12 protein-coding genes and 1 pseudogene are annotated in these 14120 nt (G+C 56.9%); 2 read left to right on the plus strand and 11 right to left on the minus strand.

Annotated features, from left to right (window positions below):
- Positions 1-2 precede the first annotated feature (2 nt).
- The 11 genes and pseudogenes from tssI to YERSI8AC_RS09995 all read right to left on the minus strand — a co-directional run.
- Positions 3-1358 (minus strand): annotated as a pseudogene (tssI, locus tag YERSI8AC_RS09945) (type VI secretion system tip protein TssI/VgrG); the annotation flags it as partial.
- The gene (locus YERSI8AC_RS09950) at positions 1330-1464 is read right to left on the minus strand and encodes a hypothetical protein (protein ID WP_268892475.1); all 135 of its coding nucleotides are present in this window, start codon (positions 1462-1464) and stop codon (positions 1330-1332) included. The pseudogene tssI and the gene YERSI8AC_RS09950, both read right to left, overlap by 29 nt.
- Before the next feature lie 198 nt (positions 1465-1662).
- Positions 1663-2226 carry a hypothetical protein gene (locus YERSI8AC_RS09955; protein WP_009286455.1) on the minus strand — a complete coding sequence of 188 codons (564 nt, stop codon included), beginning with the start codon at positions 2224-2226 and terminating at the stop codon, positions 1663-1665.
- Positions 2227-2304: 78 nt separating this feature from the next.
- Positions 2305-3129: a class I SAM-dependent methyltransferase gene (locus YERSI8AC_RS09960; protein ID WP_022523819.1), complete on the minus strand. Its 825-nt coding sequence runs from the start codon at positions 3127-3129 to the stop codon at positions 2305-2307.
- A gap of 3 nt (positions 3130-3132) precedes the next feature.
- On the minus strand, positions 3133-4836 hold the full coding sequence (locus YERSI8AC_RS09965; RefSeq protein ID WP_022523818.1) for an AMP-binding protein: 1704 nt from the start codon (positions 4834-4836) through the stop codon (positions 3133-3135).
- Between the two features lie 87 nt (positions 4837-4923).
- Positions 4924-5829 (minus strand): hydroxymethylglutaryl-CoA lyase, encoded by a 906-nt coding sequence (locus YERSI8AC_RS09970; protein ID WP_022523817.1) that lies wholly within the window; start codon positions 5827-5829, stop codon positions 4924-4926.
- Between the two features lie 9 nt (positions 5830-5838).
- Positions 5839-7920 carry an acetyl/propionyl/methylcrotonyl-CoA carboxylase subunit alpha gene (locus YERSI8AC_RS09975; RefSeq protein WP_159176671.1) on the minus strand — a complete coding sequence of 694 codons (2082 nt, stop codon included), beginning with the start codon at positions 7918-7920 and terminating at the stop codon, positions 5839-5841.
- Positions 7917-8741: an enoyl-CoA hydratase/isomerase family protein gene (locus YERSI8AC_RS09980; protein ID WP_159176672.1), complete on the minus strand. Its 825-nt coding sequence runs from the start codon at positions 8739-8741 to the stop codon at positions 7917-7919. The genes YERSI8AC_RS09975 and YERSI8AC_RS09980 overlap by 4 nt, the downstream gene beginning before the upstream one ends.
- 12 nt (positions 8742-8753) lie before the next feature.
- Positions 8754-10361 carry a carboxyl transferase domain-containing protein gene (locus YERSI8AC_RS09985; protein ID WP_035578659.1) on the minus strand — a complete coding sequence of 536 codons (1608 nt, stop codon included), beginning with the start codon at positions 10359-10361 and terminating at the stop codon, positions 8754-8756.
- A gap of 22 nt (positions 10362-10383) precedes the next feature.
- Complete coding sequence (locus tag YERSI8AC_RS09990) at positions 10384-11553, minus strand: isovaleryl-CoA dehydrogenase (RefSeq protein WP_159176673.1); 1170 nt, start codon at positions 11551-11553, stop codon at positions 10384-10386.
- Between the two features lie 94 nt (positions 11554-11647).
- Complete coding sequence (locus YERSI8AC_RS09995; RefSeq protein ID WP_022523812.1) at positions 11648-12115, minus strand: MerR family transcriptional regulator; 468 nt, start codon at positions 12113-12115, stop codon at positions 11648-11650.
- A gap of 326 nt (positions 12116-12441) precedes the next feature.
- Here YERSI8AC_RS09995 and YERSI8AC_RS10000 point away from each other — a divergent pair, with 326 nt between their 5' ends.
- Both YERSI8AC_RS10000 and YERSI8AC_RS10005 read left to right on the plus strand, forming a co-directional pair.
- Positions 12442-13248, plus strand: coding sequence for an ABC transporter ATP-binding protein (locus YERSI8AC_RS10000; protein ID WP_022523811.1), 807 nt, complete (start codon positions 12442-12444; stop codon positions 13246-13248).
- Positions 13245-13988: an ABC transporter ATP-binding protein gene (locus YERSI8AC_RS10005; RefSeq protein ID WP_027959156.1), complete on the plus strand. Its 744-nt coding sequence runs from the start codon at positions 13245-13247 to the stop codon at positions 13986-13988. The genes YERSI8AC_RS10000 and YERSI8AC_RS10005 overlap by 4 nt, the downstream gene beginning before the upstream one ends.
- Positions 13989-14120 lie beyond the last annotated feature (132 nt).

A 14120-nucleotide genomic window follows, 5' to 3' on the forward strand; every position in this document is an offset into this window, starting at 1 on the left:
CTGAGCAGTGGGGTCTGGTGCGGCTCAAGGGTAACGTCCTCGCTCTCCTCAGGCTCGGCTTCCCCGGGTAAGCGGGGCAGTACAATCGCCTGGCCCTGGCCGCGGCCGGGGCTACCGCCGGAGTTGATCTTGACCTGGGGGCCGACAATGGTCACGCCGCCGGGGTCGAGCTTGATAAAGCTGCCCCCGGCTTTAAGGGTGATCTCGCTACCCGCTTCCAACACGATTTGGCTGCCCGCTTTGTGGTGCAGCTCGCGGCCGGTCTCCACCAGCTGGGCTTCACCGTAGACCTCATGGCGGGTTTGATCGACCTGAAGGTGGTCATCGCCCTTGATCTGGGTGTAGCGCTTGCCGTGTACGGTGAGGTGATCGTCGTTACGGATTTCGCTCAAGCGGTTGCGGTGCAGCTTGAGGTGGCTGTCTCTGCGGATCTCCTCGGTGCGGTCGTTAAGGGTGAGCAGCTCCAGATCTTTCTGAGCGTGGAGCCAGATCTGCTCTTCGCCAGTGGCGTCCTCGAAGCGCAGTTCGTTAAAGCCTTCCGATTTATGACTCTGGGTGCGGATCACCGTGCGGGTCTTGTGCTCCGGCAGCGGGTAAGGCGGGGTATTCACCGCGTGGTAAGTGCGGCCGGTGACCAGCGGTTGATCAGGGTCGCCCTCTAAAAACGAGACAATGACCTCATGGCCGATCCGGGGGATCGCCATACTGCCGTAGCCACCGCCTGCCCAGCCCTGGGCGACCCGCACCCAACAGCTGGCGGTCTCGTTGGGTTCGGCGTAGCGATCCCAGGGGAACTGCACCTTGACCCGGCCATGTTCGTCGCAGTAGATCTCTTCGCCTTCGGGGCCGACCACAAAGGCCACCTGGGGGCCATCGACCCGCGGCTTGGGATTGGGCACCGGGCGGAAAGTCTGGTCCCGAGGCATGATCACCACGTCGTTGTGGTAGCGGGTCATCAGCTCGCCTGATTGGGCACTGTTCCCGTTATTACTGCCATTACCACCCCGGGCCATGCCGTCCTCTTCCAGCGCTTGGGGCTGTTCGCCGTGGTGGATCACTGAGACCACCTGCCACGCTTGGTTAAGGCTATCGATATCGTGGTCGGTGAGGGTAAAGCAGATGCCGGGGGCGAGCTCGGGCAGGTCACTCTCGGCTTCGGCGGTGGTGGCGTCGGCGCGCAGGGATTCTAAGCGGTGGCGGGTAAAGGGCTTACCGGAAGCGTCCTTCTTATAGCGGCCGGGGTAGTCAAAGTGTTCGTAATCCTCCCGCTGGGCGTGTTCGCCCAAGTTGGGAGCGAGGTGCTCATGGATCTGCGCATAGGGCGGGTTTTTAAAGGTGTAGTCCTTGAGCATCGCCGAGCGCAAACGGCTCAGACAGCGCCTCGCGATGGGTAAAGCGCACCACGGCGGTGTCATCGGCCCCGGGTAGGGTCAGGGTAAATTGCAGGCCCGTTTTGTCCGCCATCGCTCCGCTCCTTGGATCATTAACTGCTAATGAGAAGCGGTCAGAATAGCGAGGCAGAGTTGAAGCGCAACCCCTTGAGGGCACGAAGCGTTAATGGCTTACACGCTTGTAAGAAATGGCTTACAAAATTTTAAGCCATATCTTACAAATCGATGGGTAATCAGAGAAAAGCGAATTTAAATTAATTTAGGTTGGGCGTTAGAACGGAAGATGCAATGAGGCACTTAGCATATTGAGGTGGCTGAGGGTTGGAGCGTCGATGCGTTCATACTCTAGGCGACTGACGAGTCGGTTGATCGTCACCGTGGCGCCGAAACCTTGCAGCAATGCAGTACCGCTTTCATCGGCGCCTTCCAGGTCGCTTTCACCACGCCATTCTGTGATGCCGGACTTCGCATAGACGCTAAAGGCGCCCATGCGAACTCCGGCAACAATGGCGCCACCCAAACTGAGTGTATCCATAATGAGGGGGTTAACACCGGAGGAAGTGGAGATTTCGTCGCTTTCCCGGTAGGCAATTTCAGCGCCAATATCGAGTTGGGGGAGTCGCCAGGGGCTGTAGCCTGCGGTGACCCGAAAACCGCTGGTATAGTTATCAAGGCTTTGAAGGTCACTGCCTTCTAAGATAACGCCGTTATCCAGCTGCATGAGTTCGCTATTAGGGGCGGTATAGGCCATCACCGGCGGAGTGTCGTCGGCGTAGCTGCTAAACCAGGGAACGGAGCAGCAGAGCAGGGTGCTTGCCAAGCGTTTGATTGGCATTTCTCTTACACCTATCGGTACATACCCAAGTGTTGTCGTATAGCCATGGGTAGAGAGGAAAAAGCAATTCTATTCAGATTAGCAACTGGCTTGGATTTCCACCACTTTAATTGCGCCCTGGGCTAGGTTATCGACTAAATTTTTACCCATAGTGATAAAGCGCTCACCAAATACCCACTGGGGGGACAGCACCGCTTGCCGGGGTGTCTGCTCTTTTTGACGTTGCCGCTGGCGCCACGCCAAAGCCATTTCGCTCCAGTCGTCCACGTGTTCAAGTTGAAAGCCGCCCACTTCAAGCAGTCGAGTTAGTTCAACCAAGGTAAGTAGATGGGAGTGCTTGGAGGAGGCTGCCCAAGGCACTGGGTAGCGAAGTTGCGCCACGTTGGGGCCACTGACGACCTCGTGCATCACTAACTGCCCACCGGGGCGCAGAATTCGTCGACTTTCTGTGATTACCTTGGAGACATTGGGCATATTGAGCAGGCTGTGCTGAAACAGCACGGCATCAAAGCTGTTATCCGCAAAGGGCAGAGCGCTAGCATCGCCCGTTACCCAGGCAAGCGGTGGGGCGTCTGGCTGATTTACCCGTAAGCTCAGCGATTTATTGAGCGCACTGAAGCCGTGGGTAATATCCAGCCCCGTCATTTGAAAACCGAGTGAAGCACCTTGGCGCATTAGCCCGCCCAGCCCCGCGCCAATATCTAAAACTTTTCCGTGGTCGTCAGGGGTGAGTCGTTCCAGCAGCCGAGTAGAGGCTGCCACACCGCCAATATGCAGCTGATCCAAAGGCGCCAATTGGTGCAGCGTAGGGCCAGCAGGGTAGTGAGCATTGATCTGCGCCAATATCTCATCAGCGCGCAGGGCGCGCTGATAGTGGTTGGCTAAAGGGTTGGAAGGGGTCATCGCTTACGATTCTTGATCCAAGCCCAACTCTTGAATGGAAATTTCACGCATTTTAAATTTCTGAATCTTGCCGGTGACGGTCATCGGGAACTCGTCAACGAACTTAAAGTAGCGCGGAATTTTGAAGTGGGTGATCTTGCCTTTGCAGTACTCGCGTAGCTCTTCACCGGTGACGTCACCCGCGGTGCTGTTGAGTTTCACCCAGGCAATCAGCTCTTCACCATACTTCTTGTCGGGCACGCCGGTGACCTGTACTTCTGAGATCGCCGGGTGGGCGTAGAGAAATTCTTCGATCTCTTTGGGATAGACGTTCTCGCCGCCGCGAATGACCATATCTTTGATGCGGCCGACGATCTGGATGTAGCCCTCTTCATCCATGGTGGCCAGATCGCCGGTGTGCATCCAGCCCGCTTCGTCGATGGCCTCGGCGGTGGCTTTATCGTTGTTCCAGTACTTCAGCATTACGCTGTAGCCGCGGGTACACAGCTCGCCGATTTCGCCCCGAGGCAGAATGCCGCCGTTGCCAGGGTCGACAATTTTGTTCTCTAAGTGAGGCTGGGTACGGCCCACGGTGGAAACGCGTTTCTCAATGCTGTCGTTGGCACCCGTTTGAGTGGAGACCGGGCTGGTTTCCGTCATGCCGTAGGCGATCTGCACGCCCTTCATATTCATCTTGTTGATGACCTGCTTCATGATTTCCGCAGGGCAGATCGAGCCCGCCATAATCCCGGTGCGCAGTGTGGAGAAGTCAGTGCTAGCAAAACCCTCGTGTTCAAGCTCGGCGATAAACATGGTGGGCACGCCGTAGAGCGCGGTGGCTTTTTGATCGTGCACTGCCTTGAGCACCTTGCCGGGATCGAAGCCCTCATCCGGGTAGATCATGGTGGCGCCGTGGGTCATACAGCCCAGGTTGCCCATCACCATGCCAAAGCAGTGGTAAAGCGGCACCGGAATCACCAGGCGGTCTTCACTGGTAAAGCCCATGCTCTCCGCCACGAAGAAGCCGTTATTGAGAATATTGTGGTGGGAAAGCGTCGCGCCCTTAGGAAAGCCAGTGGTGCCCGAGGTGTACTGAATATTGATCGCATCATCAAACTGCAGCGTCGCCTGCAGATCGTCAACATCGGTTTGGCTAACCTTATTGGCTTCTTTCATCAGGTCAGACCAGCGCCACATGCCGCTCAGCTTTTCGCTGCTTAAATTAATAATGCACTCAAGGTCGGGCAGCTTTTGCGACTTCAGCTCGCCATCGTTACTGGTTTTTAACTCGGGTGCCAGCTCATACAGCATGGCGCTGTAGTCAGAGCTTTTAAAGCTGTTGGCAGTGACCAGAAAGCGCGCACCAGACTGGTTCAGTGCGTATTCCAGCTCATGGGTACGGTAAGAGGGATTAATGTTGACCAGAATGGCACCGATTTTGGCAGTGGCGAACTGAGTCAATGTCCATTCGCTGCAGTTGGGTGCCCAAATGGCCACACGGTCGCCTTTCTTGACGCCGATGGAGAGCAGCGCACGGGCACAGCGGTTGACCTCTTCCTGGAGCTGGCGATAGCTCCAGTGAATGTTCTGATGCAGTACAATCAGCGCGTCATTATCAGCATGTTGTGTCGCGATTTGGTCAAATTTATCGCCGATCGTCATGCCAAGAAGCGGCTTGTCAGCCATGCTGCTGGAGTAGCTGGGTTGGGTAAGCGCAGGTGATGCCATGGTGTATCTCTCCGATATTTTTTCTTGTCCGAACGGGAAGGCAGGGGATAACTCGCTGCTTTTAATTTTTATTATTCATGTTTTATTTCAACGGCTAAGGCCTTTTGCCAAGGCCACCTTTGAACTGGGCTTGCGGCCTAGCTCGTGGGTGATCCAGTAGCCGGTTTCAATCACGGCCTGTAGGTCGATGCCCGTTTCAATCCCCAGCCCTTCCAGCAGATAGAGCACGTCTTCAGTGGCTACGTTGCCGGAAGCGCCCTTGGCATAGGGGCAACCGCCAAGTCCCGCGGTAGCGGCATCAATAACGCTAACGCCTTCTTCTAGGACGGCATAAAGATTGGCCAGCGCCATGCCGTAGGTGTCGTGGAAGTGAGCGGCCAGAAACTCAATGGGCACCTGTTGGCGCGTCGCCTCAATCATGCGTTTAGCAGCCAGCGGCGTGCCGACGCCAATGGTGTCGCCCAGGGACACCTCGTAGCAGCCCATCTCATAAAGCGCCTTGGCCACTTCAGCCACTTTGGCGGAGGCTATCTCGCCTTCGTAGGGGCAGCCCAATACGCAGGAGACGTAGCCGCGCACGCGCACGCCAGCCTCTCGGGCGCGCTCTAACACCGGCTCAAAGCGGGTCAGTGATTCAGCAATGGAGCAGTTAATGTTCTTTTGCGAGAAGGCTTCAGACGCCGCACCAAATACCGCGACCTCCTCAACACCCACGGTTAGCGCGTTTTCGAGCCCTTTTAGATTAGGCGTCAGCGCGGAGTACACCACGCCTGGCTGGCGTTTGATGCCGGCCATGACCTCAACGGCGTCGCCCATTTGTGGCACCCATTTGGGTGATACAAAGCTGGCGGCTTCGATATGCGTGATACCCGCTTTAGCAAGCCGCTCGATCAGAGCAATCTTAGTCCCGGTGGGCACAATGGCCCCCGGCTCATTTTGCAGGCCGTCACGGGGCGACATTTCAAACAGCTTTACAGAGGTAGGCAATGGCATCAGTGACTCCTATTCGTTGACCGCAAAGTCGAGCAGCACGGCGCCTTGGCTCACGGTGTCCCCGGCTTGGAAGTGGAACGTCTCCACGCTGCCATCGGCGGGGGCGGTCATGGTGTGCTCCATTTTCATCGCTTCCATCACCATTAGCGGCATGCCTTTTTCGACATTAACGCCGGGCTCTACCAGCAATGCAACGACCGTGCCGTTCATGGGTGCGGTCAGCGTGGATTCTGCCTCGTGGTGACCGTGATCAATGGCATCGATGCGCCGCCAGAACAGGCGGGTTTCACCGCTTGGGTCGGCCATAACCACCACGTGACCGTCGCGGCGGGCCTGCAGGCGGCGGCGGTGGCCATTCAAGGTAACCGCTACCGCATCGCCGGTGAGCGGCTGCAAACTCGCGGTAAGGGTTTCGTCGCCAATAGTGAGATTCCACAGCGACTCGCCAGGGCTGCGTTTACCTTCGACGATCACTACCGCTTCATCGCTATCCGGCGCTTGCGCACTTGCCGGGTCACACAGGGCAATGCGAATGGTGTGCGGTGCGTTGAGGCGGAAGCCGTCGTGGCGATCCCAGGGCGAGTCGCTTTCGCACTCCTGGGTAAGTTGATTCAGGCCAATCAGCGCGGCACTCGCGTAGGCCTCCATGCTGTAAGTACGGGCTGCAAACAGCGTCGCTTCGTTGCGCTCGATAAAGCGGGTATCCAGCTCTATGTTCTTAAAGCCCGGATGCGTTGCCAGGCGCATCAAGAAGGCGCGATTAGTGACAACCCCTTGAACGTCCAGCGCTGCTAGTGCGCGGTTAAGCGTGGCCAACGCCGCATCTCGGTCGGCACCGTGAACGATCAGCTTGGCGAGCATGGGGTCGTAGTGCATCGACACCGCATCGCCTCTCTCTACACCGCTATCTAAACGTACCTGGTCGCCGCTTAGACCAGCGCCTTCTAAATCCAGTGCAAAGCGAGTGAGCAGGCCGGTAGCGGGCAGGAAATCCTGATCCGGGTCTTCGGCGTAGATACGCGCTTCAAAGCTATGGCCGGTGATCGTCAGCTCATCCTGGCTGCAAGGGAGCGGCTCGCCCATGGCGACGCGCAACTGCCACTCGACCAGATCCTGGCCAGTGATCATTTCGGTGACCGGGTGCTCGACCTGGAGGCGAGTGTTCATCTCCATAAAGTAGAACGAACCGTCAATGTCTAAAAGAAACTCGACGGTGCCCGCGCCCACGTAGCCGATCTCCTGGGCGGCGCGGACGGCGGCATCGCCCATAGCGCTACGCAGCTCCGCCGTCATACCGGGGGCGGGGGCTTCTTCAATGACTTTTTGATGGCGGCGCTGAACGCTGCAATCCCGCTCGAACAGGTAAACGCCGTTACCATGGCGGTCGCAGAATACCTGCACTTCCACATGGCGGGGCTGCACCAGATACTTCTCGATCAGCATCCTGTCATCACTAAAAGCGGCTTTGGATTCACGGCGGCAGCCGTCTAACGCGGCCTGGAAGCTATCGCCAGATTCAACCACGCGCATGCCTTTACCACCGCCACCGGCGCTGGCTTTGAGCATCACCGGGTAGCCAATTTTGTCGGCTTCGCTGCGCAGCAGGGCGTCGTCCTGGTCGTCACCGTGGTAGCCCGGCACCAGCGGCACGCCCGCATTGGCCATGCGCGCCTTGGCAGCGGATTTATCGCCCATGGCGGCAATCGCCGAGGCGGGCGGGCCAACGAAGGTAATGTCCGCTTCTTCAAGGGCTTTGACGAAGGTACCGTTTTCGGAAAGAAAGCCGTAACCGGGGTGAATCGCGCCGGTGCCGGTGCGCTTGGCAGCTTCGATCACCGCATCAATATTGAGATAGCTTTCCCGGGCGGCGGCAGGCCCCAGACGAACGGCCTCGTCGGCTTCACGCACGTGGCGTGCGCTGGCATCGGCGTCAGAGTAAACCGCGACGGTTTTCAGGCCCATACGGCGCGCAGTGCGCATCACGCGGCAGGCGATTTCACCGCGGTTGGCGACTAGAAGCGTGTCAAAAGGCGTCGTGCGAGCGGCTTTTTCGGCTCTTTCGTTTTTTTCAATAGGGGGTGAATGACTCATGAGCGACGCTCCGAAGCGTGGGGTGTGTTATTAGAATCGGCCCAGGCGGGGCGGCGCTTTTCAAAGAAACTGGATAAACCCTCTTGCCCTTCTTGGCTTACCCGCAGTTTGGCGATCACCTGACAGGTATGTTCCCGAGTGGCGTCACTGTCAGGTGCTTGAGCGACCGAGGCCATCAGCGCCTTGGTGGCGCGCTGGGCTTGGGGCGAGCCGGCTAACAGAGTGGCCAGCATGGCGTCCACTTCGTCGTCTAGCTTATCGTGCTCCACCACTAGATGGACTAAACCCAGCGCGAGCGCTATTTCGGCGTCCATGACTTCTGCGGTTAACGCATAGCGGCGCATCTGTCGCTCGCCCAGGGCCCGCTGCACGTAAGGGCTGATGACCGCGGGCGATAGGCCAATTTTGACTTCCGAAAGGCAGAATTTGGCTTTGCCTGAGGCGATCACCACATCGCAGCAGGCGGCCAAGCCCACCGCGCCGCCAAAGGCGGCGCCTTGCACACGGCAGACGGTAGGGCAGGGCAGCGTATCCAGGCCGTGCATGAGTGCGGCGAGCTTGCGGGAATCGGCGAGGTTATCTTCCAGGTCGTAATCGACCATGCGCTTCATCCAGTTCAGATCGGCACCCGCGGAGAAGCTTTTGCCTTCTGAACCCAGCACTACCGCGCGTACATCGCCTGATTCGGCCAACGTATGCAACTGGTCAAGGTGCGCGTTTAGCTCAGCGATAAGGCTGTCGTCAAAAGCGTTATGCACCTCGGGGCGGTTTAAGGTCAGGCGCGCCACGCCCTCTTCGATAATCAGCGTTGAGTAAGCCATGGTAGGACCCCCTTACATCCGGAACACGCCGAAGCGCGTCTCTTCGATTTCTGCATTCATCGCGGCAGCTAAAGAGAGCCCAAGCACATCGCGGGTTTGCAGCGGATCAATCACGCCGTCGTCCCACAAGCGGGCGCTGGCGTAGTAGGGGTGGCCCTGATGCTCGTACTGGTCGCGAGTGGGCTGCTTAAAGGCTTCTTCGTCCGCTTTGCTCCACTCGCGGCCTTCGCGTTCATGCTGCTCGCGCTTAACCTGGGCCAGCACGCCCGCCGCCTGCTCGCCGCCCATCACTGAAATGCGCGCGTTGGGCCACATAAACAGCAGGTTGGGGTCGTAAGCGCGGCCACACATACCGTAGTTACCGGCGCCGAAGCTACCGCCAATCAGAACGGTGTATTTGGGTACCTTGGCGCAGGCTACGGCAGTCACCAGCTTGGCGCCGTGCTTGGCAATGCCTTCGTGCTCGTACTTGGAGCCGACCATAAAGCCGGTGATGTTCTGCAGGAAGATCAGCGGAATCTTGCGCTGAGCGCAGAGCTCGATAAAGTGCGCGCCTTTCACCGCGCTTTCGGAAAACAGCACGCCGTTATTGGCCACAATACCCACCGGGTAGCCGTGAATATGGGCAAAGCCGGTGACCAGGGTTTCACCGTAGTAGCGCTTGAACTCGTCAAAGTCGGAGTCATCGACGATGCGGCCAATGACTTCGCGCACGTCATAGGGCTTTTTCAGGTCGGTGCCGACAATGCCATACAGCTCAGCAGGATCCAGCTTGGGTGGCTTGGGTGCCTGCATGGCCAGCTTGCCGCGCTTTTGCCAGTTCAACCGCGACACACAGGCGCGAGCTAGCTGCAGCGCATGAGCATCGTTTTCTGCGTAGTGGTCGGCGACACCGCTGACCTTGGCGTGAACATCAGCACCGCCAAGATCTTCGGCGCTGATGCTTTCACCGGTGGCGGCTTTCACCAAGGGCGGGCCACCCAGGAAAATCGTGCCCTGCTCTTTAACGATAATCGACTCGTCTGCCATGGCAGGCACGTAAGCGCCGCCTGCGGTGCAGGAGCCCATCACCACGGCGATTTGCGGAATGCCTTCCGCCGACATGGTCGCCTGGTTATAGAAGATGCGCCCGAAGTGATCGCGGTCGGGGAAGACTTCATCCTGGCGGGGCAGGAAGGCACCGCCGGAATCGACCAGATAGATGCACGGCAGGCGATGCTTGCGGGCAATCTCCTGGGCGCGGATGTGCTTTTTGACGGTCAGCGGGAAGTAAGTGCCGCCTTTAACTGTGGCATCGTTAGCGACAATCACACACTCCACGCCGGAAACACGGCCAATACCGGTGACCACACCAGCGGCAGGGATCTCGCTATCGTATATGTTATGCGCCGCAAGGGCTGAAAACTCTAGAAACGGCGAACCTTCATCGATCAAGTGATCGATGCGGTCGCGTACAAACAGCTTGCCGCGGCTTTCGTGACGCTCGCGGGCTTTGGCGCCGCCACCCTGGGCGACGGCAGCGGTCAGTTCACGCAGTTTGTTCACTTCACCGAGCATTGAGGCTTCGTTGGCCTGAAATACATCGCTACGCGGGTTGATCTGAGTGGAAATGGAGCTCATGACAGGACCCTGCTGAATTTAATTAAAGACTTTCGGTGAAGAGTTCGCGACCAATTAGCATCCGCCGAATCTCGCTGGTGCCCGCGCCGATCTCATACAGCTTGGCGTCTCGTAGCAGGCGCCCGGTGGGGTATTCGTTGATATAGCCGTTGCCGCCGAGTAGCTGAATGGAATCCAGCGCGACCTGAGTGGCTTTTTCGGCGCAGTAGAGAATCACCCCGGCAGCGTCTTTGCGGGACGTTTGGCCACGGTCGCAGGCACCGGCTACAGCGTATAAATAGGCGCGGCAGGCGTTCAGGGTGGTGTACATATCCGCCACTTTGCCCTGCACCAGTTGGAACTCACCAATCGACTGGTTGAACTGTTTACGCTCGTGGATATAGGGCATCACCACATCCATGGCGGCCTGCATAATGCCGATCGGGCCAGCGGCCAGTACGGTACGCTCATAGTCCAACCCGCTCATCAGTACGCGTACGCCTTTGCCTTCTTCACCGAGAATGTGTTCAGCGGGAACGGCGCAATCCTGGAATACCAGTTCACAGGTGTTGGAACCGCGCATGCCCAGCTTGTCGAGCTTTTGGGCGGTGGAGAAACCGGGCATGCCTTTTTCGATAATAAACGCGGTGATGCCTTTGGAACCGGCGTCTGGATCTGTTTTGGCGTACACCACCAGCACATCGGCATCGGGGCCGTTGGTGATCCACATTTTATTGCCGTTAAGGATGTAGTGATCGCCATTCTGCTTGGCACGCAGCTGCATCGACACAACATCCGAGCCTGCGCCGGGTTCCGACATGGCCAAAGCGCCCACGTGGTCGCCGCTGATCAGTTTGGGGAGGTACTTGGCTTTCTGTTCGGGGGAGGCGTTGATCTTGATCTGGTTAACGCACAAGTTGGAGTGGGCGCCGTAAGAGAGCGCTACCGATGCGCTGGCCCGGGAGATCTCTTCCATGGCGATGCAGTGGGCCAGATAGCCCATGCCGCTGCCGCCATCCTCTTCAGAGACGGTAATCCCCAATAGCCCCATATCGCCAAACTTCTTCCACAGGTCGTTAGGGAACTCGTTGTTGCGGTCGATTTCGGCCGCACGGGGGGCAATCTCGCTGGCAGCAAAGGCGTTGACCTGCTCGCGTAACATGTTCAGTTCGTCTTCGAGGCCAAAATTGAGTTCTGAGTAGTGTGAAAACATGGTCAATCACCTGTGCTGATTATTTGTGTTTGCTATCTGTAATTAGCCATCTGGGCTGGCGTAGCTGTGTCGGCTAATCGAGTTGGCGGACGCGTCAGTGCATAGTGGCGGAAGAGGGGGCTGAGGCTTTATCGGCCGAACTCGCGTGCTCTTCTTCGTTTTGTGTTTCTTGCGGCTCTTTCTCGAGTAGTTCTTCGAGCGCTTGGCGGCAGCGGATTTCAGCGCTTTCAAGCTCTAGCTGAACCATGGTGATGTCTTTCATTTGTTGATCCAGCGCCGCACGGCGCTCGCCTATTTTGCTTAGCATTAGGTGCAGCTGCTTTTTGCTGCCGCTGCGGGTTTCGTCCCAAAGCTCGAACAGTTCGCGAATCTCTGCCAATGAAAAACCCAGTCGCTTGCCACGAATGGTGAGCTTCAGCCGTACACGGTCTTTGCTGCTGTAAACCCTGGTTTGCCCGCGGCGCGTAGGGTGGAGCAGTTCCTGATCTTCATAGAAGCGAATGCTACGGGTGGTTAAATCAAACTCGTTGGCTAGTTCACTGATCGAGTAAGTTTTGCTCATGGTGACGTTCTCTCAATAAGGCGTTGTTCCCAATATATGACTCCTATGGAACACTGCCACTGAGGCTAAAACAAGTTTACGTTAACGTAAAGCAATTGTTGCTAGCAGTTGAAAAGCGTTGAAATCAGGTAAGTTGTTGATATTTATGTTTTGAAGGCAGTTATTAATTCAGGGGAATGTCGTCGATAGACCAAAGTTGTAATTGTATTGCTATAGCGACAGTTGCTAGTTTGCACATACACCTTACGTTCAGGTAAGGCAGTAGCAGCCGCTTTTGCCATGCCTGTAAAGAATTAGCACAACAACAATAAGAGGCTTGCCACTCTATGAGTGCAAACGATGTCCTTCAGGGACCTGTCCTCGAAACCCGAGGGCTGACCAAAGAGTTTCGCGGCTTCACCGCCGTGGACGATGTCAATCTCCAGGTACAGGAAGGGCATATTCACGCACTGATTGGCCCCAATGGTGCGGGTAAAACCACCGTATTTAACTTATTGACCAAATTTCTGCCGCCTACCCGCGGCGATATTTTGTATCGCGGCAACTCAATCACCAGTAAAAAATCCAACGAAATAGCCCAGTTAGGGTTGGTGCGTTCGTTTCAGATTTCTGCGGTATTCGCCCATATGACCGCGCTGGAGAATGTGCGGGTAGCGCTACAGCGAAAACTGGGCACCTCGTTTCATTTCTGGAAATCTGAGAAATCCCTGGATCACCTTAATGAGCGCGCGCTTGAACTACTGGAAGAAGTGGGTCTGCGGGAATATGCCGATACGCTAACGGTAGAAATGCCCTACGGTCGTAAACGAGCACTTGAGCTGGCCACTACGCTTGCGCTCGACCCCACCATGATGCTGCTTGATGAACCTACCCAAGGCATGGGCGCAGAAGACGTTGACCGCATCGTGGCGCTGATTAAGCGTGTCTCCCAGGGGCGCACCGTATTAATGGTGGAGCACAACCTGAGCGTTGTTAGCCGCCTATGTGATCGCATCACCGTGTTGGCGCGAGGCGCTGTTTTGGCTGAGGGCGATTACGACGCTGTCTCTCGGAATCCATTGGTACGCGAAGCCTATATGGGCAGCGATGCCGCGGAAGAGGATGGTTCTGAAAAAGAGGGAGCTGCCGTATGAATATCGCTGAGGCCGAAGCGCCGGTTGAAAACACGCAAAGCCTGGAAATGCTGCGGGTGCAGGATCTACACGCCTTTTATGGCGAGTCGCACATCCTGCATGGCGTCAATTTTGATGTGAAGCGTGGCGAGCTGGTGACGCTGCTGGGCCGCAACGGCGCCGGGCGTAGTACCACATTGAAATCGATCATGAACATGGTGGGGCGCAGAACGGGCTCTATTGTGATTAACGGTAATGAAACGCTGCATATGAAGCCGCACCATATCCCGCGTCTCGGGGTGGGTTACTGCCCGGAAGAGCGCGGTATTTTTGCAAGCTTGGATGTGCACGAGAACCTATTGCTTCCACCCACTGTGCGTTCCGGCGGTATGAGCCTTGACGAAATCTACGCCATGTTTCCGAACCTTTATGAACGGCGTAGAAGCCAGGGGACGCGGCTTTCCGGGGGTGAACAGCAGATGTTAGCCATGGCGCGCATCTTGCGCACTGGCGCGCGCATGCTGCTGCTCGATGAAATTACCGAAGGGCTTGCCCCCGTCATTGTGCAGAAACTTGCCGAAGTGCTGGTTCAGTTGAAAGAGCGCGGTATGACCATTGTGCTTGTGGAGCAGAACTTTCGCTTTGCGGCGCCGCTTGCGGATCGCCACTTCGTGATGGATCACGGTCAGATTGTCGAAGAAATCAGCGCCGCGCAGCTGCCATCGCGTCGGGAACATCTCAACTCAATGCTAGGGGTATAAAACACGGCTAGACACTTAAATGTTCATTCCGCCAACAGTTTCCCTGCTCACAAAACAACAATATAAATCAGTAATTTGCAGTACGCACTTTCACGACAGCTCAAAGACTACACAACAGCTCAAAAACAACAC

This window comes from Halomonas sp. 113, from assembly GCF_904067645.1.
GTDB classification, from domain to species: Bacteria; Pseudomonadota; Gammaproteobacteria; order Pseudomonadales; family Halomonadaceae; genus Vreelandella; species Vreelandella titanicae.